General features: G+C 61.9%; 19 protein-coding genes and 1 tRNA gene. 3 read left to right on the forward strand and 17 right to left on the reverse strand.

Annotation, left to right across the window (positions count from 1 at the left end; genetic code table 11):
* Nucleotides 1-52: 52 nt before the first annotated feature.
* From RSO67_RS15985 to RSO67_RS16005, 5 genes are read right to left on the reverse strand one after another with little or no spacing between them, the layout of a single operon-like run.
* Entirely contained in the window at nucleotides 53-775 is a 723-nt protein-coding gene (locus RSO67_RS15985) for an ABC transporter ATP-binding protein (RefSeq protein WP_315839674.1), read from the reverse strand.
* Entirely contained in the window at nucleotides 772-1497 is a 726-nt protein-coding gene (locus RSO67_RS15990; protein ID WP_315839675.1) for an ABC transporter ATP-binding protein, read from the reverse strand. Before RSO67_RS15990 ends, RSO67_RS15985 begins: the two co-directional genes overlap by 4 nt.
* Nucleotides 1494-2465 carry a branched-chain amino acid ABC transporter permease gene (locus RSO67_RS15995; protein WP_315839676.1) on the reverse strand — a complete coding sequence of 324 codons (972 nt, stop codon included), beginning with the start codon at nucleotides 2463-2465 and terminating at the stop codon, nucleotides 1494-1496. The genes RSO67_RS15990 and RSO67_RS15995 overlap by 4 nt, the downstream gene beginning before the upstream one ends.
* Nucleotides 2462-3322 (reverse strand): branched-chain amino acid ABC transporter permease, encoded by an 861-nt coding sequence (locus tag RSO67_RS16000; protein WP_089263519.1) that lies wholly within the window; start codon nucleotides 3320-3322, stop codon nucleotides 2462-2464. Before RSO67_RS16000 ends, RSO67_RS15995 begins: the two co-directional genes overlap by 4 nt.
* A gap of 20 nt (nucleotides 3323-3342) precedes the next feature.
* Complete coding sequence (locus tag RSO67_RS16005) at nucleotides 3343-4566, reverse strand: ABC transporter substrate-binding protein (protein ID WP_315839677.1); 1224 nt, start codon at nucleotides 4564-4566, stop codon at nucleotides 3343-3345.
* 114 nt (nucleotides 4567-4680) lie between these two features.
* On the opposite strand from RSO67_RS16005, the gene RSO67_RS16010 reads away from it, so the two are divergent.
* From RSO67_RS16010 to RSO67_RS16020, 3 genes are all read left to right on the forward strand, one after another.
* Nucleotides 4681-5364, forward strand: a complete 684-nt coding sequence (locus RSO67_RS16010) for a GntR family transcriptional regulator (RefSeq protein ID WP_315839678.1) — start codon at nucleotides 4681-4683, stop codon at nucleotides 5362-5364.
* Between the two features lie 61 nt (nucleotides 5365-5425).
* Nucleotides 5426-6316 (forward strand): NAD(P)-dependent oxidoreductase, encoded by an 891-nt coding sequence (locus RSO67_RS16015; RefSeq protein WP_315839679.1) that lies wholly within the window; start codon nucleotides 5426-5428, stop codon nucleotides 6314-6316.
* On the forward strand, nucleotides 6317-7555 hold the full coding sequence (locus tag RSO67_RS16020; RefSeq protein ID WP_315839680.1) for an alpha/beta hydrolase: 1239 nt from the start codon (nucleotides 6317-6319) through the stop codon (nucleotides 7553-7555).
* 298 nt (nucleotides 7556-7853) lie between these two features.
* Here the strand turns inward: RSO67_RS16020 and RSO67_RS16025 are convergent, their stop codons facing one another.
* The 12 genes from RSO67_RS16025 to RSO67_RS16080 all read right to left on the reverse strand — a co-directional run bounded on the left by RSO67_RS16025 (nucleotide 7854) and on the right by RSO67_RS16080 (nucleotide 19938).
* Nucleotides 7854-8771, reverse strand: coding sequence for a DUF2778 domain-containing protein (locus RSO67_RS16025; protein WP_315839681.1), 918 nt, complete (start codon nucleotides 8769-8771; stop codon nucleotides 7854-7856).
* 293 nt (nucleotides 8772-9064) lie between these two features.
* A tRNA-Ser gene (locus tag RSO67_RS16030) sits at nucleotides 9065-9154 on the reverse strand.
* A 223-nt stretch (nucleotides 9155-9377) separates the two neighbouring features.
* The gene (locus RSO67_RS16035) at nucleotides 9378-10850 is read right to left on the reverse strand and encodes a trehalose-6-phosphate synthase (protein ID WP_315839682.1); all 1473 of its coding nucleotides are present in this window, start codon (nucleotides 10848-10850) and stop codon (nucleotides 9378-9380) included.
* Between the two features lie 155 nt (nucleotides 10851-11005).
* Nucleotides 11006-11821, reverse strand: a complete 816-nt coding sequence (otsB, locus tag RSO67_RS16040) for a trehalose-phosphatase (RefSeq protein ID WP_315844268.1) — start codon at nucleotides 11819-11821, stop codon at nucleotides 11006-11008.
* Nucleotides 11822-11831: 10 nt separating this feature from the next.
* The gene (locus RSO67_RS16045) at nucleotides 11832-13325 is read right to left on the reverse strand and encodes an MFS transporter (protein ID WP_315839683.1); all 1494 of its coding nucleotides are present in this window, start codon (nucleotides 13323-13325) and stop codon (nucleotides 11832-11834) included.
* A gap of 176 nt (nucleotides 13326-13501) precedes the next feature.
* Complete coding sequence (locus RSO67_RS16050; RefSeq protein WP_410001894.1) at nucleotides 13502-14227, reverse strand: GntR family transcriptional regulator; 726 nt, start codon at nucleotides 14225-14227, stop codon at nucleotides 13502-13504.
* An 11-nt stretch (nucleotides 14228-14238) separates the two neighbouring features.
* On the reverse strand, nucleotides 14239-14637 hold the full coding sequence (gene hpxZ, locus RSO67_RS16055; protein ID WP_315839685.1) for an oxalurate catabolism protein HpxZ: 399 nt from the start codon (nucleotides 14635-14637) through the stop codon (nucleotides 14239-14241).
* A 1-nt stretch (nucleotide 14638) separates the two neighbouring features.
* Nucleotides 14639-16069: an AtzE family amidohydrolase gene (locus RSO67_RS16060; RefSeq protein ID WP_315839686.1), complete on the reverse strand. Its 1431-nt coding sequence runs from the start codon at nucleotides 16067-16069 to the stop codon at nucleotides 14639-14641.
* Entirely contained in the window at nucleotides 16059-16238 is a 180-nt protein-coding gene (locus RSO67_RS16065) for a DUF4089 domain-containing protein (protein ID WP_315839687.1), read from the reverse strand. The genes RSO67_RS16060 and RSO67_RS16065 overlap by 11 nt, the downstream gene beginning before the upstream one ends.
* Nucleotides 16239-16261: 23 nt before the next feature.
* Complete coding sequence (locus tag RSO67_RS16070) at nucleotides 16262-17983, reverse strand: ABC transporter ATP-binding protein (RefSeq protein WP_315839688.1); 1722 nt, start codon at nucleotides 17981-17983, stop codon at nucleotides 16262-16264.
* A 10-nt stretch (nucleotides 17984-17993) separates the two neighbouring features.
* The gene (locus tag RSO67_RS16075) at nucleotides 17994-18914 is read right to left on the reverse strand and encodes an ABC transporter permease (protein ID WP_315839689.1); all 921 of its coding nucleotides are present in this window, start codon (nucleotides 18912-18914) and stop codon (nucleotides 17994-17996) included.
* Nucleotides 18915-18924: 10 nt separating this feature from the next.
* Nucleotides 18925-19938: an ABC transporter permease gene (locus tag RSO67_RS16080; protein WP_120287488.1), complete on the reverse strand. Its 1014-nt coding sequence runs from the start codon at nucleotides 19936-19938 to the stop codon at nucleotides 18925-18927.
* Nucleotides 19939-20120 lie beyond the last annotated feature (182 nt).

Raw genomic sequence — 20120 nt, forward strand, 5'->3', positions numbered from 1 at the left:
TCCTTCCGTTTGCGATTGCCAGGGTTCGACGTCGTTCGCGCGTCTGCCTCGATCATATGCCGAGATAGGCCGCGCGAACGGCAGGATTTTCATTCAATTCTGCAGACGTGCCCTGCAGTGCGATGCGACCGCTCTCCAGCACATAACCGCGTGTCGCCACATCCAGCGCCAGCCCGACATTCTGCTCCACCAGCAGGATCGACGTTCCACCGCTGTGGATCTTGGTGAAGGCATCGTGCATCTCTTCGACGACCTTCGGCGCCAGACCGTGGCTCGGCTCGTCCAGCAGCAACAGCTTCGGCTGCAGCATGAGCGCGCGCCCGACAGCGACCATCTGCTGTTCGCCACCCGACAGCGTGCCCGCCAATTGCCCGCGCCGCTCGCGCAGACGCGGGAACAGCTCGAAGATGCCTTCCATGCGCGACGACAGGTCCTTGGCATGCCGCGCGGTGAAGGCCCCGAGCATCAGGTTTTCTTCCACCATCATGTCCGAAAACACATGGCGCCCTTCCGGAACATGCGCGATACCCAACGTGGGGATGTCATGCGAGGCGCGGCTCGACAGATCACTGCCTGCAAAACGCAACGTGCCGGTGACATGCGGCACCAGGCGCGAGATCGCGCGCAGGATCGTGCTCTTGCCGGCGGTATTGGCGCCGATGATGCAGACGAACTCGCCTTCGAACATCTGCAGATCGATGCCGTGCAGAACTTCGATCTCACCGTAGCCGGCATTGAGGCCCTTGATCTCGAGCAATGGCTGAGACGCGCTCATTTGTGGGCCTCCATCGAACGGCCGAGATAGGCTTCGACCACCACCGGATCGTTCGCCACCTGCTCCGGCGTGCCATCGGCCAGAAGACGCCCGAAATTCAGCACCAGGATGCGATCACAGATCGTCATGATCGCGCGCATATGATGTTCGACGACCAGCAGCGTGATGCCGTCGTCGCGCAGCGAGCGGATCAGGTCCATGATCTCCTGCATCTCGACCGGATTGAGCGCGGCCATCACCTCATCGAGCAGCAATACCTTGGGGCCGGTGCACAATGCACGTGCCAGTTCGACACGCGCGCGCTCCGGGAATGAGAGATTGCCGGCGAGCTTGTGGGCAACGGATTTGAGCCCGACGCGGTCGAGGCAGATCAATGCCTCCTTGCGCGCCGTCTCCACATCATGACGCAACAGGCCTGCGGTCAGCACGTTGTCGAGCACCGAGCTTTCGGCAAACAGCGCCACGTTCTGGAACGTCTTGGTCATGCCAAGCGCGGCGACCTTGTGCGGCTTCTGGCCGACCACACTGGTGCCATCGAGCTGGATGGAGCCACTGTCCGGGCGAATGAGGCCGACCAGCGTGCTGAAGAACGTCGTCTTGCCGGCACCGTTCGGCCCGATCAAGCCGACGATCTGTCCCTTCGACACCGAGAACGTCACGTCGGACAGCGCCTGAAGCCCGCCGAAGCGACGCGAGATGCCACGCACATCGAGAATCGTCATGGGCGTGCCTTGTTCGAAAAACGTGCCATTAGCGAGTCAAACACGGTGATGAAGCCGCGTGGCCGCCACAGAATGACAGCGATCAAAATGACGCCGAAGATCAGTTGCGAAAGACCCGCCGCGCCCGACGAGAACAGATCGTTCATTAGCTCCTCGACCGGAATGATGAACAGCGCGCCGAGGATCGGACCAATCGCCGTACCGACGCCGCCCAAAATGGCGATCAATGCGACGCGGATGGAGATGGACGCGGCGCTGAACACCGTATCCGGATCGAAGAACACGGCGACTTGCGCATAGAGCGTGCCCAGCATGGCCATCAGCACGCCGGAGATCACGGCGGTCTGCAGCTTCACCTTGGTGGTGTCGATGCCGATCACTTCCGCAGCGGCAGGGTTTTCCTTGATGGCGCGCAGCCGATAGCCCATGGCACTGCGCCTAATCCATTCAAAGATGACCGTCACAATGATCAAGGCGATCAGCGCGATATAGGCATGCGGCAACAGCTGCTTGAACGAATAGGCGGCAATGCTCGGCGGCACGAACGGCACCGAGAGGCCGACCGGCCCGCCGGTGAGCGACGTCCAGACATTGGCGATGACGCGCATCACTTCGCCGAACGCCAGCGTGGCCAAAGCAAAGTAATGCCCCTGCAGTCGCATGGTCGGAACGGCAATGATCAGCGCGGCGACGCCGCCGAGGATGCCGCCGGCGAACATGCCGATCCACGGGCTGATGCCGAATTTCAGCACCAGGATCGTGGACGTATAGGCTCCGATGCCGAAGAAGGCGGCGTGGCCGAGTGACGTCTGGTTGGCCAGACCACCAATGATGTTCCAGACCTGCGCCATCGCCGCGAACAGAAGCGTGAAGGTAAGCACGCGGATCCAGTATCCGGTCGGACTGAGCAGCAGCGGCAGCACCGCGGCAATGGCGATCACTGCCAGAATTGCGATCCAGCGTTTCATCGAGATGCTCCCACAAGGCCTTGCGGCCTCACCGCGAGCACGAAAATAAAGACGATGAACAGAATGAGGTTCTGCAACTGGATCGGAAAGAACAGCGACGACAGCGCCTGAATGACGCCCACCGCGAGCCCGCCAACGACGGCGCCCGCGACGCTGCCGAGACCGCCGAGAACAACGACGGTGAACATCAGCACGACGAACTGGCCGCCGACCCCGGGGAACACCGTGACATAAGGCAGGATCACCGCACCGCCGAAGGCCGTGAGGCCGACGCCGAGCGCGAAGGCGATCTTGTACATCAGCGCCGTATCGATCCCCATCAGCTGCGCAGCCATTGGATTCTGCGCAGTCGCGCGCATCGCGCGGCCGAACCAGCTCGTGCGCATGAACCACCAAAGGGCTAGGCCACAGGCCAGCGACATGCCGAAGGCGATCAGATACGGCACGCTGATGAACAGCGCGCCGAGCGACAGCGACATGGTCTGATAGGACGTGGTCACCGAACGGAACTGCGAGCCGAACAGCAGCAGCGATCCGTTTTCGATCACGATGAGCAGTCCGACGGTGAGGAAGATCTGCGCCACCGACGGCGCCTTCAGCACGCGTGCGATCAACTGCCCCTGTACCAGCCAGCCGATGCCGAACGCTACCGCGAAGGACAGCGGCGCAGCCAGCACCGGATCAAGGCCGAGATAGGCCCAGGCGAACCAGGACACGAACATGCCGATCATCAGGAATTCCGCCTGCGCGAAATTCACGATGCCCATCACGCCATAGACCAGCGTCAGGCCGATGGAGATGACGGCGTAGACGCCGCCCACCAGCAGCCCGTCGATTATTGCTTGTAGAAATGACACTGCGATCTTTCTTCAGTTCGTCAGGACTTCCAGACCGCGGTCCCCTTGGCGACGTCCTTCGGCCAGACAGTGACGAGCTCCTTATTGCGCCACTGCGCCATGACGGGAACGGACAAGGTATTGAGGCCGGTGCTGTCGAATTCGACGGCGCCGCCGGTCATCGCCTTGGTCCAGCCACCGGTGAACTTCGCACCGCGCAGCGCCATGGTGACGTCCTCGGCCTTGGCCGACTTCGCCTTCTCGATCGCCTGCACCAGCACGTCGAGCGCGACGGCGTGTTCCAGCGCCTCATGCACCATGAAGTAGCCGAAGCGCTTGCGGAAACGCTCGGTGAGATCGGGGGCGAGATCGTAATTGGCGGGCGCGATCGACAGCACGTTCTCCGCGAATTCGCCGAGACCCTTCTCGAAATCCGGAATGACATAACCGGCCGCGCCGCCGATGGCTGGGATCGTGATGCGCTGCTGGCGCATGGTGCGGATCAGCAGCAGGCTGTCATTGAGATAGGACACCGGGAAGACGGCCTGGGCGCCGGATGCACGCAGCTTGTTGATCAACGGCGTGGTGTCGGTGATCCCCAGCGGATAGGCATCGTCCATCGCAATGTCGATATTGGCCGCCTTGGCAGCGGCACGAAGGCCGGCCGCCTGCGCGGTGCCATAGGCGGTGTCTTCATACATGATCGCGATCTTGTCGATCTTGGCGCCGGACGCCTGCGCAATCGCCAGCGTGTAGTCGAGCTGCGCCTTACCGAGCGCCGACGCCTTGGCGACAATCTGGAAGATGTTCTTGAAGCCACGGCCGGTGATCTGGTCCGCGAAGGACATGGTGAGCAGCGGAATGTCGCGACGCTCCGTGACTTCCGAAATGGCAATGGTCAGCGATGACGCGAATGCGCCGAGGATCGCCGTCACTTCGTTCTGGGTGATGAGGCGCTGCGCGACAGTGCCCGCGGTGGTCGGTGTCGAGGTCGCGTCCGCCACGATCAGATTGATCTTGGCACCGCCGAGCGCCTTGATGCCGCCGGCTGCGTTGATCTCATCGGCAACCAGCTCGATGCCGTTACGCGAATTGATGCCGAACTGCGCATTGGCGCCCGACAACGGCATGATCACGCCGATATTGACCGGCTTCGCCTGCGCGCGCGCCGACGACACAATCATCGGGCTCGCCAGCAGCGACGCGGTTCCGGCGAGCAGCGTACGGCGGCTCAGGTCACCACGATGGGAGGTTGTCTTGGACATGGGCGTTTTCTCCGAATGCAGAACGGCCTTTGCGGCTTCCTCGGCAATTCGACATAAAACAGACGAGCGGTCAAGCTGCTTGACAGATTGTCTGATAGGCGGTCAACTTGACGCATGGTAAAGATCGAATCGGACCTGAATGTCTCGCGGGAATCGACCAGCCTGCGACTGCTGGTTGAAAACAGACTACGCTCTGCAATCGGTAGCGGGCTGTTCAAGCCTGGCCAGCGGCTGATCGAGCGTGAGCTGTGCGAGCAGGTCGGCGTCGGCCGCACCTCGATCCGCGAGGCGTTGCGACAACTGGAGGCAGAGGGCCTCGTCACCACGATCCCGCATCGCGGCCCGATCGTCAGCACCATCAGCGTCGAGGAAGCCGAGCAGCTCTATGATTTGCGCGCGCTGCTGGAGGGCTATGCCGGCCGTGAATGTGCGCGGCTGCGCGACCCGGTGATCATCGAACGATTGCGCAAACAGTTCGTCCAGATGGGCGCGGTAGCCGGTCAGGAAGACCGCAGTGACCTGTTGGCCGCCAAGACTGAATTCTATGCCGCACTGCTCGAAGGCTGCGGCAATGTTTTCGTCGAACGCTTCCTGAAAATGCTGCTGAACCGCGTCACGGTGCTGCGCATGACATCGATGACCCAGTCCAATCGCATCGGCCGCAGTCTTGCCGAAATCGAGACCATCCTTGTCGCGATCGAGGCCGGCGACGAAGATGGCGCCGAGCAGGCTTGCGTCCAGCACATCAAGAATGCCGCCGCGATAGCGCTGGAAGCGCTGCGGCGCGATAATCCCTGACAAGCGCGATCACCTGCCGCGCCAGATATCGAATAAAATAAGAACTTGAAGAGGAACGCCCGTGTCGAATTCAGCCGCCATCAATCCGCCCGCCAAGATCGCAGTCATCGGCCTCGGCAATATGGGACGTCCCATGGCCGCATGCATTGCGCGCGCGGGCTATCAGGTGGTTGGCTTCGATACGTTTGCAGAAGCCCGCGCCAAATATACCGAAGCCGGCGGCACGTCGGCGGCCACCGTCGATGAAGCCGTCAAGGATGCAGCCGCCGTCATCACGCTGCTGCCCGACGGCAAGATCGTGCGCGCCGCGGTCGAAGGCTTCAAGGCCAAGCTCGCACCGGGCACGGTGGTGATCGACATGAGCTCGTCCGCTCCGATGGGCACGCGCGCGCTCGGCGAAGAACTGATCGCGGCAGGTCTCGCGTTCATCGACGCGCCGGTATCGGGCGGTGTGAAACGCGCCGTCGACGGCACGCTGGCGATCATGGCCGGCGGCGACGGCAAGACCATCGATCGCGCCGATCCCGTGCTGAATGCCATGGGCAAGTCGGTGTTCCGCACCGGTCCGCTCGGCTCCGGCCACGCCGCCAAGGCGCTGAACAACTATGTTTCGGCCGCGGGCCTCGCGGCTGCCGCCGAAGCCGTTGCTATCGGTGGACAGTTCGGCATCGATCCGAATGTCCTTGTCGACGTGCTGAACGCCTCCACCGGACGCAACAACTCGACCGAAAACAAGCTCAAGCAATTCGTCATTCCCGAAAAGTACACCTCGGGCTTTGCGATGGCCCTGATGGCGAAGGATATCCGCACCGCCGGCGAACTCGCCCACCAGATCGGCGTCAATGCGCCGCTGGCAGACGAAGTCGCTGCACTGTGGGATGCCGCGCTGGAGAAGCTTGGACCATCGGCCGACCATGTCGAGATTGGCCGCTATCTCACTGCCAGGAAGTAGGTGACGTTGGGCATGGGCCTGATCGACGAGCTTCGCAATCGACTTGCGGTCGCGATCACCGCGCCGGAGGTAGAGTCCTTTGCGCGCGGACTGGATCTTGAAATTCAGTTTGGGATCGACGAGGCCGCCGTCGCGATCGCTTGTCGCAACAACCAGCCGGTTGTCAGTATACCCAGCCATGCGCCAGACATCGTGCTATCCGGACCAGCCATAGCATGGCTGAAGGTGCTGGCGCCCTGCCCGCCGCCGACCTATCATTCGTTTTCATCGATCCAACTGCGCAACACCAGTTTCACCGTGACCGGCAATGCGCTGGTCATTGCGCAGGCCCGCGCATTCCTCGAGGCCGTGTTCGCGAATCTCACGACGCCGGCCGCGCATGCGGTCGAAGTCGATCTCACGCGCCTTGAGGGCCGCTATCACCGCGTGCACAGCGCCGGCGGACAGATTGCCGAAATCTATTCAGAAGCCACGGGCACTGGTAGGCCAGTGCTGTGCCTCCACACAGCCGGCGCGGATACGCGGCAGTTTCACGGCGTGATGTGCGATCCCGAACTCGGGCGCGACTGGCGCCTGATCGGCTTCGACATGCCGCATCACGGCCGCTCGATGCCGCCCGTCGGCTGGGATGGCAGCATCTATCAGCTCGATCAGCCGACCTATCTTGACTGGTGTGCGAGCTTCATCGAACAGGCGATCGGCGAACCCGTTGTGGTGATGGGTTGCTCGATGGGCGCCGGCATCGCCATGGCGCTCGCCGCAGAGCGACCTGATCTCGTGAAGGCCGTGATCGCGCTCGAAGCGCCCTTGCGCCCACGCGGCCGTCGTAACGACTATCTCACCCATGCGGGCGTCAATGGCGGCTGGCATTCGGCAGCCTATGTGCGCGGATTGATGAGCCCGTCCAGCCCCGCAGAGGATCGCCGACGCGCCGCATGGATCTATTCGCAGGGTGCGCCGGGCATCTATGACGGCGATCTGGCTTTCTATTCGGACGAGTTCGACGGCGAACAGACCGCCAAGCTCATCGATGGCCACAAGATCCCCGTACATCTTCTGATCGGTCACTACGACTTCTCCGCCACCGTGAGCGATGCCTATGCGCTCGCCGAATGGATCGAGGGCGCCGTGGTGACAGAGATGCCGGAGCTCGGGCATTTTCCGATGACGGAGAACCCGCCAAAAATGCTGGACTATCTGCGTCCCGTCTTCCAGGCACTGCGGAGTTTGCCGCTCTGACTGCGCCGGAATTAATCCGGGGGTTGCAGTCCCGGTGACGCCACCCAATTTTCGACCTTCGCGTAAAACCGAAACTGCTGTGCTTTCTTGAGCAACTCGTCTCTCTTCGGGCCGGGCTCCAAGGCGTCAGCTCGCTCAGCGCAATTTTTCGCCATTCGCGCGTAGTCACTGGGTGTCATATGCGAATCCCCCGATTCGGCGTTGGCACACTACCAATCTAAATCTGGGCGAAAATTAGTTCTGAAGATCAATCTCGAGCCGAAGTGCGATAGCTGAGTACTCACAGACACGGCTATATCTACGTCTTTTGTGCCACCATGACGGTCGGATCGGTCAGGCTCGGTACGACGATCAATCGCTTCACGGCACCTGCTTTGTAAGCCTGCAAGAACGTTGCGTAGTCCTTGAACGATACGCAACCGTTCGAATCTCCCTTTGGTCCCATCAGGTAGCTGTGCGTGAGCAATCCGGCGCGGCCAAATAGATCACCCTGACCCACCGGCTTCATTCGCAATGCTTCAACGCCGTGGAACGGCTTCTCTCGCTTGCTCAGTTCATATATCTGCGGTGGCGTCGCACCTCGATCATGGACGTGGACTTGCGTTGGATCGTCCATCAGTTCGCCAAGTCCGGAGTGAGCCTCGAGCCTCGTTCCGTCGGGCATGTAAACGGTGCGCGCGGAAATGTCGTAAAGCGCCGCCCGCGTTTCCGCCAATGTTGGAGGTGCACTATCCTTTCCGTCGCCGGAGATTCCACCGTCGGGTGACGCAGATGCCAAAACAGTTTCAGACGGCTGTAGCATCGCGAAGACTTTTCTGAGTGCCGCGCTTACGTTGGACAAAGGATCAGACGGTGTTGACGCTGGATCGGGCAGAGACACGGCAATCAAATTGGCCGCCGACGGTCGGACTCTCGGTAGCGGCACTTTTCCATTCGACGCCGGGATTTCGGGCGAACTGTCGGCGGGAAGCACTGGCTGCGATCGCATGGCTTGCGCGAGCTGCGACTTAGCCCGCTGAACTTCTAATTCGGCATGAGAAGCCGACACTTCAAAATCAAACGCTTGCGGAAAACGCTGAACGAACGAGACGTCGTCGAGCTGGGGACCACTTGGATTTTTGGCCTTAAAGAAGCTCAGTACATTTTGAGGCTCTCGAACATACGCGCATAACGTCAAAGCCGCAGCGAGAGCTCCGACAGACGCAGCAGCGATCACAATTCGAGATCTACGCAATTGATGCCCCGGACACGACGCAAAAAGGCTACCCAATAACTCAAGCTCAAATCAAGCCAACGAGCCTGACGTATTAGGCCATTTTGGCCTTGCCAGACTTTGCACCATTCAGGAAGGCCCGTCTCCCGGAGCGAGGGCTTCCTTTCCAACCCAGCCTGCCGATACAAGCTCGCTAAAAACCTAGCCATCGACGCAGACGTCATCCTGTTACCGCGGGGCGAGCGGGAGGGACGACGGCCGGCTCACAAATGGGAGATCTAGTTAGGAGGGCCTGCTGGCGGAGAGAGTGGGATTCGAACCCACGGTACGGTTTCCCGCACACACGCTTTCCAAGCGTGCGCCTTAAGCCACTCGGCCATCTCTCCGGCGCGCCTTCTCATGACGGGCCGGAGCGAGATTTGCAAGGGACCGCCGGCTCGGCCCGGCGGTTTTTCTCAAATTATTGAAGGATATAGGGAATTCCGGTGAGCCTTGGCGCCACCTGCTCGCCCTGGCGAGCGGCGAATCGGCTTGCGAAGCGTCGGCACAGCAATCCCCGCGCCAGCGCGCCGCGGGGACCTCCCCATTTCGCCTGGCTGGCGCCGCGGCTCAGTGGAACCGGCTACCGACCCCAGCGCCCAGCGATTGGACCGGCCAGAGTACGGCCGGCTGAACCGGCAGCGTCTCCACCGGCGTCTTGTCATTGGCGACATGGGCTTGCTGAAGCGCATCGACGAAATCGGCGAACCAGTCCTGGATCGTGCCAGCGCGCAGCTTCGCCATCATGGCTTCCCAGCGCATACGGCGCTCCAGCAACGGCATCGACAATGCGGTCGCGATGGTGCGCGCCATGCCGTCCACATCATGCGGATTGACCAGCAGGGCAGTATCGAGCTCGTTGGCGGCGCCGGCATATTTCGACAGCACCAGCACACCGGGATCGACCGGGTTCTGCGCAGCGACATATTCCTTGGCAACCAGATTCATGCCGTCATGCAGCGGCGTCACCAGACCGACCTGCGCGGTGCGATAGAGGCCAGCGAGCACAGTCTGGCTGAAGCCCTTGTTGAGATAGCGGATCGGCGTCCAGTCAACTTCGCCGTGACGCCCGTTAATATCGCTCACCAGCTTCGCAAGCTGGTTCTGTAGGTCACCATAGGCCTCGATCGTACCACGCGACAGCGTCGCGATCTGCAGCAACGAGACCGAGCGCTTCAACTGCGGCTGCAGCTCAAGCATGCGGTCAAACGCATCGAGACGATTGACGAGGCCCTTGGAGTAATCGACGCGATCGACGCCGATGGCGAGCTTCTCGCCGTTCAGGCTGCGGCGCAGCCGCGACACATCGGGATGCGACGCCGCCTTGGCAGCATGCGCAGCAAACTTCGCGGGATCGATGCCGATCGGAAATACCGCGCAACGCGACGCGCCGTAACGCGACATCACCACGCCACCCGTCGTGTCCAGACTGAGCTCGCCATCGACATAAGACAGGAAGTTGTCGCGATCACCTTCGGTCTGGAAGCCGATCAGATCGTAAGCAAGCATTGCCTCGACCAGCTCGCGATGATGCGGCACGCCGCCAAAAATATCGCGTGCCGGCCACGGCGTATGCAGGAAAAAGCCGAGCGGATGCGTCACGCCAAGCGCGCGCAATTCTGCGCCGAGCGCAAGGAAATGGTAATCCTGAATCCAGAACGCGGTATCGGGCTTGCGGAACCGCAGCAGCGCGCGCGCGAAGAACGAATTCACTTCACGATACGACTGATAATCATCGTGCGACGTGCAGATCAGATCGGTGCGGGAATGCAGTGCAGGCCAAAGCGCCGAATTGGCGAAGCCTTCGTAATAGCCACCGTAATGCGCGGCAGGCAGATCGAGCATGGCCAACGCGCCGGCGCCCAGCGCTTCAATTTCGGCGAACGGTTCCTTTTGCGCGCCGTCGCGCACGCGGCCGCTGGAACCCACCCAAATCGCGCCAGATTTCTCCACCACGGGCAGCAAGGCTGCTGCCAGACCGCCGGTCATCGGCTCATTCGCCGAAGCGCGCGATACTCGGTTTGAGACTACGACGAGATTCACAGGGTCCCCTCCTGATTGCACACATTGATAAACGTCCGTTCATCAATATGGTTCCTCGTCACCATTCGACCCAATTGAAACCAAATTCGGGCACGCGACGATGGAACTCACCTTTCAGTGAGTTCCATCTGCATCGGTATCAACAATGAGGTGAATCACTTCGATTTCGCTGCATCGTCGATCAGCAAGCGCGCGAGCCATGCGCGCACATCGCGCGGCTCGTCGAAGTGACCCGACACACCTTGCGCACGGCGACCGACGGAGAATGCGAGACCATTCATGCCGGGCATGATCGCAAATACAGATTCATCGGTGACATCATCGCCGATGAAGATTGGACGGCGTCCGCTGAACGGCTCATGCGTCATCAATTCGATCACGCCCGTCGCCTTGGTCACACCAGCGGGCTTGATCTCGCAGACAGCCTTGCCGGGCAGCACTTCGATCGGCGCATTCGGCAGATCGGCACGGATCGCGGAGACCGCATCATAGATCGCCTTCTCCGCATGCGGCGCGAGACGGTAATGCAGCGCGAGCGCATAGCCCTTGTCTTCGAGCAGAATACCCGGACTCAACTTCGCAATGGCAGCAAGGCGACGCTTCAATTCCTTGTCCATCGGCGGCGCGCCTGACGCCACCGATTCATTGTCGCCTGACAATCGCATTTCGGCGCCATGACCGCCGACGGCAGGAAACTGCATCGGCGCAAAGATCAGATCGATATCGTTGATCGAGCGGCCCGAAACGAGCGCCATGGCGCCATTCGTGCGCTGCAGCAGCTTACCCATGGACGTCGCCAGATCCGGTGGCACCCACACTTCACGCGGCGTCGGCGCCAGATCGAGCAGCGTACCGTCGATATCGAGCAGCAGCGCACATTCGCTAAGCCGCGGCAATTCCGCACCCGGATACAGTACCTCTTCGGAGTGCGGCGCATCGTCGACAGGAATTTCGATAATTTTCTGAGACATGTTCATGAAGTCACTCCACCACGGCCAGCGGCCGTGCAACTGTTTCAAGCGGCTGGCGTTCCGCCGCGATGGCATAGCGCCAGCCGACAATCGCAGCCACGATCATCAGAACAGCGCCAAGAAGATAGCCGGCAAACACACTATTGCGCGACCCGGTATCGATCAGCACGCCAAACAGCGCCGGGCCGGCAACGCCGCCGATCCCGGTGCCGATCGCGTAGAAGACAGCGATCGCCAATGCGCGAACCTCGATCGGGAACGTCTCACTGACGGTGAGATAGGCCGCACTCGCCGCCGGCGACGCAAAGAAGAAGATGATCATCCAGGCGATGGTCTGGGTCTGTGCACTCAACACATCGATCGAGAACAGATAACCGGAGATCGCAAGCAATATGCCCGACATCCCGTAGGTCACCGCGATCATCACGCGGCGGCCCAGCGTATCGAACAGCCGGCCGAGCAACAGCGGTCCGAGAAAATTACCCGCGGCAAACGGTAGGATATACCAGCCGACATGATTGGACGGGATGCCGAAGAAATCCGTCAGTACCAGCGCATAGGTGAAGAAGATCGCGTTGTAGAAAAACGCCTGCGATGCCATCAGCACGAGTCCGACCAGCGACCGCTGGCGATACAGCACGAACAGTGTCTGCGCGACCTCCTTCAGCGGCGTGTGATCGCGCATCGTCAGCCTGATCTTCGGCAGCGCGGCCAGAACCGACGGCTTGGCCTTCTGATGCGCGGAGATTTCGATATCGGCCACGATCTCTTCGGCGCGCTGCGGCTGACCATGGATCATCAGCCAGCGCGGGCTTTCCGGAATCCACATCCGCATGAACAGCACGATGAGACCAAGAATAGCGCCGGTGAAATATGCGAGGCGCCAGCCATAGGACTGAGAAATGATAGCTGGATCGAGCAGAACGATGGCACAGACCGCGCCCATCGCCGCGCCGAGCCAGAAACTGCCGTTGATCACCAGATCGGTCCAGCCGCGATAACGCGCCGGGACAAGCTCCTGAATTGTTGAATTGATCGCGGTATATTCCCCGCCAATGCCGGCCCCCGTCAGGAATCGAAACACGGCATAGCTGGCAAGATTCCATGACAGCGCCGTCGCGGCAGTCGCCGTGAGATAAAGCGCTAGCGTAATGAAGAACAGCTTCTTCCGACCGATGCGATCAGTCAGCCAGCCGAAGCCCAGCGCGCCGATCACGGCACCTGCGAGATAAGCGCTGTTGGCAAAGCCCACGTCGAAGTTCGAGAACCGCAGCGCCGGATCTTCCTTCAGCGCGCCGGACAGCGCCCCCGCCAGAGTCACCTCAAGGCCATCGAGAATCCATGTAATTCCGAGCGCCACGACAACCCGTGTGTGAAAGCCACTCCAGCGCAGCGCATCCAGGCGCGCAGGAATGTCGGTTTCGATGATACGATCCGAGTCGGAAGCTGGCGTCTGGCCCGGCACAGGCGAGGTCACGATATCCGCGCTGCTCGGATAAGCCATGCCGCTTTGCTCCTGAGCATTTGTTCGCTACCCCCACGGATAAGCGGAAATCGACATTAACGCCAAAAGCCCGAAACCTTGCGGTGACGGGTGATTCAGCGCCAGAGGGTTACATTCTCCGTGAAACAACCCACGAAGAACGCGTTGGTTCCCGTTTTATGCGGGAGAAGTGGGACTTAGAGTGAAACGGCGTAATGCTCGTATTCGCCGCGCACCAGCTCGATATGGGCGCGCATCGCCGCGGCGGCGCCGTTGCGATCGCCGCGCATGATGGCGACGACGACGCGGTCATGCTCGGCCTGCGACTTGGCAAGACGGCCGAGATTGCGAAACTGCGCGCGCCGGAACGGCTGCACGCGCACCCGGGTCGCGAGCGTGATCTCGGCGATATATTCGTTCTGCGAGCCCGCATAGATCGCGTTGTGAAAACGTTCGTTCACTTCGTGAAAGCGATCCGGGTTGCCATCATAGCTCAGCACCCGCAACTCTTCGTGGATGGCCTCTAATTCGTGACGCTGTACGGCCGGCATCCGTTCGGCGGCGAGACCGGCACATATCGCTTCGAGCTCCGCCATCGCTTCGAACATGCCGGTGAGACGATCGATCGATGGCTGCGCCACGACGGCGCCACGATGCGCACGCGAGTCGACAAGTCCGCTCGCCGTAAGCTGACGCAGCGCTTCGCGGACCGGCGTGCGCGAGACATTGAAGCGTTGCGCCAAGTCTGTCTCGTCGAGTGAGGTACCGGGGGCCAGCACGCCGCGCACGATCTCGTCGGCCAGTTGCAAGCGGAGTTCTTCAGCGCGCGTCAGTTTGCCGGTGGTCGCACCAGCGCGGTCAACCCGGCTGACCGGCCCGGTGATGCCCGCCTTGCGGCGTGGCTTGCCAGGCTGGATCAGCATGTCGTCGAAACTCATCCCTTGGCGCCCTGCGGTTCGTCGATCAGGCTGACAGACGCCGCCACGATTCGCCAGCCTTCCGGAAAGCGGATCCACGTCTGCATCTGTCGACCAACCTTACCCGGAGCCGTGTCGCGATAAAATAGCGTCGAGGCCACCGCAGTGTCGCGGCCATAGGAGGAAATCACCGTGCGCGCAGTGCGGCGCATCAATCCGACCGGCGAGCGTGCACCGCGAAAGGCCTGGATCTCGTCATAACCGTAAAGGTTTTCACCCATGCCGTAGCGCAGCGTTCGGGGATCGTTGCGAAACAACTCGCCGAGCACCGCCGTGTCATTGGTCGTCAACGCTTTCTCATAGCGTGCGAAAGCGGCGCCCACTTCGGCGATGACGTCCGGCAGATCAATGTCCATGTCAGAACCCTTTTGCGCGGGGCGCAGCAACCACGCCGGCCCGCTCCAAAGCATAAGCGACCCGCAGCGCGATGTCTTCCCGCCACGGCGCCGCAATGATCTGCACACCGACCGGCATCGGATCGAGCGGCACCGGCACGGCGACGACGGGCAGGCCGATAAAGGAGATCGGCTGGGTGTGGATGCCGATATTGGCGCGCACGGGCAGTTCGACGCCGTCGAGCACGAAAGTCGCCTGCCCCAGTTTCGGCGCGATGCAAGGCGTCGCCGGCGCGATGATCACTTCGACATCCCCAAACAGTTCGAGCACCTTGGCGCGGTACCAGCGACGGAATTTCTGCGCGCGATCAACCAGCGGCGCCGGCACCATGGCGCCGGCGAGCAAGCGGTCTCGCACCGCCGGGTCGAAGTCATTGGGCCGCGTGCGCAAGCGATCCAGATGCAGCGAGGCGCCTTCAACCGTCGAGATGACATAGGCCGCCGACCGCGCGCGGGCGACCTCGGGCAGCTCAATATCGCGTGTGACGTCGAGCGCCTTCGTGACACGCGCAACCGCCGCCTGGGCCTCCGGAAACAGGTTCTTGCGGAAGTATCCGCCGGCCGCAGCGATGCGGAGAGAGCCGATATCCTGTCCGAGCAGCGCCGTCACAGACTCGATGGCGCGGGTTGAACACGCGGCATCCTCGGCATCCGGTCCCTGCATGGCGTCGTAGGACAGCGCGAGGTCCTCGACCGATCGTGCGAATGGGCCGAGATGATCGAAGCTCGCGACAAACGGAAACGAGCGCGCCCGCGACAGCCGGCCATAGGTCGGCTTCAAGCCGAAGATACCGCAAAACGACGACGGCACGCGGATCGATCCGTTGGTGTCCGACCCCAAGGCAATCGGCACGAGACTGCCGCCGACTGCGCCGCCGGAACCGCCCGATGAGCCGCCGGTCATCCGGGTCACGTCATGCGGATTCCGCGACGGCCCGTCATGAATATTCTCGCCCGTAAAATCATAGGCGTATTCGCCCATATTGAGCGTGCCGACCAAGACGGCGCCCGCGGCTTCCATGCGTTCGACCAGCGTCGCATCGCGGGTTGAAGCCGGACGATCGTGATTGATCTTGGAACCGGCGCGGGTCGGCAGGCCGGTGACATCGAACAGATTCTTCACCGCAAACGGCACGCCTGCAAGCGGGCCGACGCTTTGACCGGCGGCAATCGCGGCATCCAGCGCCTTCGCCGTGGCGCGCGCGCGATCGGCAGTGACATCGGTGAATGCGTTCAGGACCGGATTGTGCTGCGCGATCCGCGCGAGCGCCGCTTCGGTGACGGCGAGCGCCGAGATTTTCTTCGCGGCAACCGCCTGCGCAATGTCCGACGCCGGGCGCCAATCGCCATTGGTTTGAAAAATATGGGCCATGATGACGGGGTCAAGCTGCATAGATGCTCGCCGGCTCGGTTTCGTCGGGGAGCGGAAATTCGTCCACCATTTTAGCCATTTTCAGCGTCACCGCGAGATTGGCACGGACGGATGGCTTCCACGCGTCTTCAATCGGCAGTCCCAACGCCCCGGCGACGGCGTGGATATAGTCATCAAGCGGTTCGGCCACGGTCCCTCTCTCAATCATTCGTATCAGTGAACCGGCAGCGGCGGATGCGGGATCGCCGACAGCAGCTCCTTCGTATAGGCGTCTTGCGGCGCATCGAGCACGGCCTCGGTCAGGCCCTGCTCGACGATCCGCCCGGTGCGCATCACGATGACACGATCGCACAGCAAACGCACCACATTCAAATCGTGCGACACGAACAAATAGCTCATCCCCATCGACTGCTTCAGGTCCTGCAACAGGTTCAGCACCACCGCCTGAACGGAGACGTCGAGCGCAGCGGTCGGCTCATCCAGGATGATCAGCTTCGGCTGCAGCGCGATGGCCCGCGCGATGCCGACGCGCGCCTTCTGGCCGCCGGACATCTGGTGCGGAAAGCGATCGAGCAATTCGAGCGGCAAGCCAACCTGCCGCGCGAGGTCCTCGCATTTTGCACGTAATGCATCGCCGCCCTTGATGTCGCCAAGCTGCATGATCGGATCGGCAATGGCGCGCGCCGCCGTGAAACGGGGATTCAGGCTGTCGGTGGGATCCTGAAATACCATCTGGATGCTCTTGCGCAGCGGCAACCGCGCAAAGGAGTTCGGCGCGATCTCGCCGATCTCGTCGCCATCGAACGAGATACGGCCCGAGGTCTTGTCGATCAGCCGCATCACCATCATCGACGTGGTGGACTTGCCGCAGCCGGATTCGCCGACAAGGCCGACGCTCTCGCCGTGACCAACCGTAAAGCTGATACCATCGACAGCACGAAACTTGTCCGGCTCGGTCGGTGGCTTGCGCGAGAACAGTTTTGCCAGAGAGGCTGTCGCACCCTGGCGGGCATACTCCTTGACCAGATTGTCGACCACCAGCAGCGGCTTTGCCTCGGCGGGCGCGCCGGCGCTATCGGCAATCGTCGGCTGCACCGGCATTGCAGCGCGTTCTTCGGCCGGCAGGAGATCACGCAGCGAGACACCGAGCCGCGGCGTCGCCTGCATCAGCTTCTTCGTATAGGCGTGCTTCGGATTGGCGAAGATATCGGCCGACAGCGCCGTCTCGACCACCCTGCCCTTTTCCATCACCACGACACGGTCGCAATAGGCAGCGGCAAGGCCGAGATCATGAGTGATCAGGATGGTCGACATGCCGCGGCTCTTGGTGAGCTCGACGACCAGATCCATCACGGCTTTCTGGGTCGTGACATCGAGGCCGGTGGTCGGCTCGTCAGCTATCAGGAGCTGCGGATTACACGCCAGCGCCAGTGCGATCACCACGCGCTGGCACATGCCGCCGGAGAGTTCGAACGGATAGGCGTGATAACGCTCGCGCGGGCGTGCGATCTTGACTTGCTCGAGCGCCTCGATGGCTTTCTCGGCACGATCGGCGCTACCGGCCTGCGCATGCTGGCGCAACACGTCCTCGATCTGATCGCCGACCTTGCGAATTGGGTTGAGCGCCGCCCGCGGGTTCTGGAAGATCATCGAGATTTCGCGGCCACGCAGGTCGCGCATCTGGTTCTCGGTTGCACCCTTGATGTCGACACCAGAGAACATCACCGAGCCTTCTGCGATCTTGCCGGCGCGGTCGAGAATGCGCATCACCGCATAGGACGTCACCGACTTGCCCGAGCCGGACTCGCCGACGATGCCGAGTGTTTCGCCCTTGGCCACGGAAATATTGACGTGTTGCACGGCCTTGACGATGCCGCGCCGCGTGGCGAATTCGACAGTGAGGTCGCTGACGTCGAGAAGCGGTTGAGCTGTCATGTCCGGGCCCTCAGGTGCGTCGCTGCGGATCGACGATGTCGCGCAAACCGTCGCCCAACAGATTGAAGCAGAACACCGCGATCATCAGCGCCAGACCGGGGAACAATGCGATCCACCATTCGCCGGACACCATGAAGGACGCCCCTTCGGCGACCATGATGCCCCATTCCGCGGTCGGCGGACGGACACCGAGACCGATGAAGGAGAGGCCAGCGGCATTGAGGATCGCGTAACCCATGGTCAGCGACATCTGCACGATCATGATCGGCATGATGTTCGGCAGGATATGCACCAGCAGGATGCGCATCTCGCTATTGCCCGACAGTCGGGCCGCCTGCACGAAGCCCGCTTCGCGGCGGACGTTCGCCTCGGCCCGCGCGACGCGCGCATAGAGCGGGAAGTTTACAATGGCCGTGGCAATGATGATGTTCTGCACGGTGTTACCGAGTGCTGCGACGATACCCATGGCCAGCACGAACAGTGGAAACGCCATGATCGTATCGGCGATGCGGCCAACGATGCGATCAGTCCAGCCACCGAAATAGCCCGACGCGATACCGGCGAGGCCGCCCATGGCGAAGACGAGCGCCACCGAGGCAATCGCGATGAAGAAGTCGAGCCGGGTCGCCACGATGACGCGGCTGAAAATGTCACGCCCGAGCTGATCAGTGCCGAACCAGTGCGCCGCAGACGGCGCCTTCAGCGCCTGGGCCGTGTCGCTGGCGAGCGGATCGTAAGGCACGATGTAGGGGCCGAACAGCGCTGCGAACACGATCAGCATTAGCAGGCCGAACGCAAACGCCGTCACGCGGTTCTCGCCGAGAATGTAACGCGTGTGCTGCAGCGTCGCGGTAAAGCCGGAAGTGCGTTTTGCGGGCGCAGGCTTCGGCGCGGGAACGGCTTCGGAATCGACAGGCGTGACAGCGTTCATGGTTTCCACCTCACCCTTCCAACCGCACGCGTGGATCGATCACGCCGTAGAGAATGTCGATGATCAGATTGATCAGCACATACATGACGGCCATGGTCAGAACGAAGCCCTGCACCGGCGCGAAATCCGACGAGATCAGGGCTTCGACCGCGTAGGAGCCGATGCCCGGCCAGGCAAAAACCTTCTCGACCAGCACATTCGCACCGAGCAGGAACGAGAACGTCATCGACAGCGTGGTGATGACCGGCAGCATGGCGTTACGGAACGCGTAGGTCACGATCACGGCGCGTGGCGACAGGCCGCTGGCGCGAGCCGTACGCACGAAATCGGACGACAGGATCGCCAGCATCGACGCGCGCGTCATGCGCGCGATCGGCGCGAGTGAAAATATCGCCAGCGTCGCCGTCGGCAGGATCAATTGGTTGAAGGCAGACCTGAAGGCTTCCCAGTCACGCGCGATGAGACTGTCGATCAGATAGAAGCCGGTCACATTGGGCGGCGTCGATGCGAACACATCCAGTCGCCCAAGCGGCGCCGGCGACCAGCCGAGCCTGAAATAGAAGACATAGACCAGCACCAGACCAGTGAAGAACACCGGCAGCGACACGCCGGCCGTCGTCGTCACCCGGCAGAGATGATCGATCCATGAGCCCGGCCGGGTGGCGGCGAGAATGCCGAGTGGAATGGCGATCATGATCGAAACGAGCAGACCAAGCAGCGTCAGCTCGGCCGATGCCGGCAGGCGGTTGCGAAGCTCCGTCGCCACCGGCTGGCCTGTCGTCAGCGAGTTGCCGAAATCACCCTTGGCCAGATCCGCCGTATAGCGGAAGAACTGCTCGATCAGCGGCTTGTCGAGACCGAGCTTCTTGCGGATTTCCTCGATCGCCTGCTTGTCCGCCGACGGTCCCGCGAAATAGGCCGCGGGATCGCCGGGCAGCGCGCGCGTCAGCAGGAATGTGACGATCACGACCCCGATCAAGCTCGGGATCGCGAACATCAGTCGTTTGCCGATCAGGCTGAGCATGATGCTTGCCTCCTGTTCATCGACGGATGCGAATGCAAGCTCGCGGCGCTCCCTCTCCCCCACGCGAAGCGAAGCTTCGCTAGGCGGGAGAGGGTTGGGGAGAGGGGGAGTCGCAGGCGACGGCGCTCGTGGCTCACCCCTCTCCCGGCGCTTCGCGCCACCCTCCCCCGCAAGGGGGAGGG

Source organism: Tardiphaga sp. 709, assembly GCF_032401055.1.
In the GTDB taxonomy this organism is placed as follows: domain Bacteria; phylum Pseudomonadota; class Alphaproteobacteria; order Rhizobiales; family Xanthobacteraceae; genus Tardiphaga.

Coding starts and splice junctions, on each gene's coding strand:
- RSO67_RS15990 (WP_315839675.1), bottom strand. CDS start 1,497: ATGACGATTCTCGATGTGCGTGGCATCTCGCGTCGCTTCGGCGGGCTT.
- hpxZ (WP_315839685.1), bottom strand. CDS start 14,637: ATGGACATTGATCTGCCGGACGTCATCGCCGAAGTGGGCGCCGCTTTC.
- RSO67_RS15995 (WP_315839676.1), bottom strand. CDS start 2,465: ATGAAACGCTGGATCGCAATTCTGGCAGTGATCGCCATTGCCGCGGTG.
- RSO67_RS16045 (WP_315839683.1), bottom strand. CDS start 13,325: ATGGCTTATCCGAGCAGCGCGGATATCGTGACCTCGCCTGTGCCGGGC.
- RSO67_RS15985 (WP_315839674.1), bottom strand. CDS start 775: ATGAGCGCGTCTCAGCCATTGCTCGAGATCAAGGGCCTCAATGCCGGC.
- RSO67_RS16050 (WP_410001894.1), bottom strand. CDS start 14,227: ATGCTGATCCAGCCTGGCAAGCCACGCCGCAAGGCGGGCATCACCGGG.
- otsB (WP_315844268.1), bottom strand. CDS start 11,821: ATGTCTCAGAAAATTATCGAAATTCCTGTCGACGATGCGCCGCACTCC.
- RSO67_RS16075 (WP_315839689.1), bottom strand. CDS start 18,914: ATGAACGCTGTCACGCCTGTCGATTCCGAAGCCGTTCCCGCGCCGAAG.
- RSO67_RS16080 (WP_120287488.1), bottom strand. CDS start 19,938: ATGCTCAGCCTGATCGGCAAACGACTGATGTTCGCGATCCCGAGCTTG.
- RSO67_RS16010 (WP_315839678.1), top strand. CDS start 4,681: ATGGTAAAGATCGAATCGGACCTGAATGTCTCGCGGGAATCGACCAGC.
- RSO67_RS16005 (WP_315839677.1), bottom strand. CDS start 4,566: ATGTCCAAGACAACCTCCCATCGTGGTGACCTGAGCCGCCGTACGCTG.
- RSO67_RS16060 (WP_315839686.1), bottom strand. CDS start 16,069: ATGCAGCTTGACCCCGTCATCATGGCCCATATTTTTCAAACCAATGGC.
- RSO67_RS16070 (WP_315839688.1), bottom strand. CDS start 17,983: ATGACAGCTCAACCGCTTCTCGACGTCAGCGACCTCACTGTCGAATTC.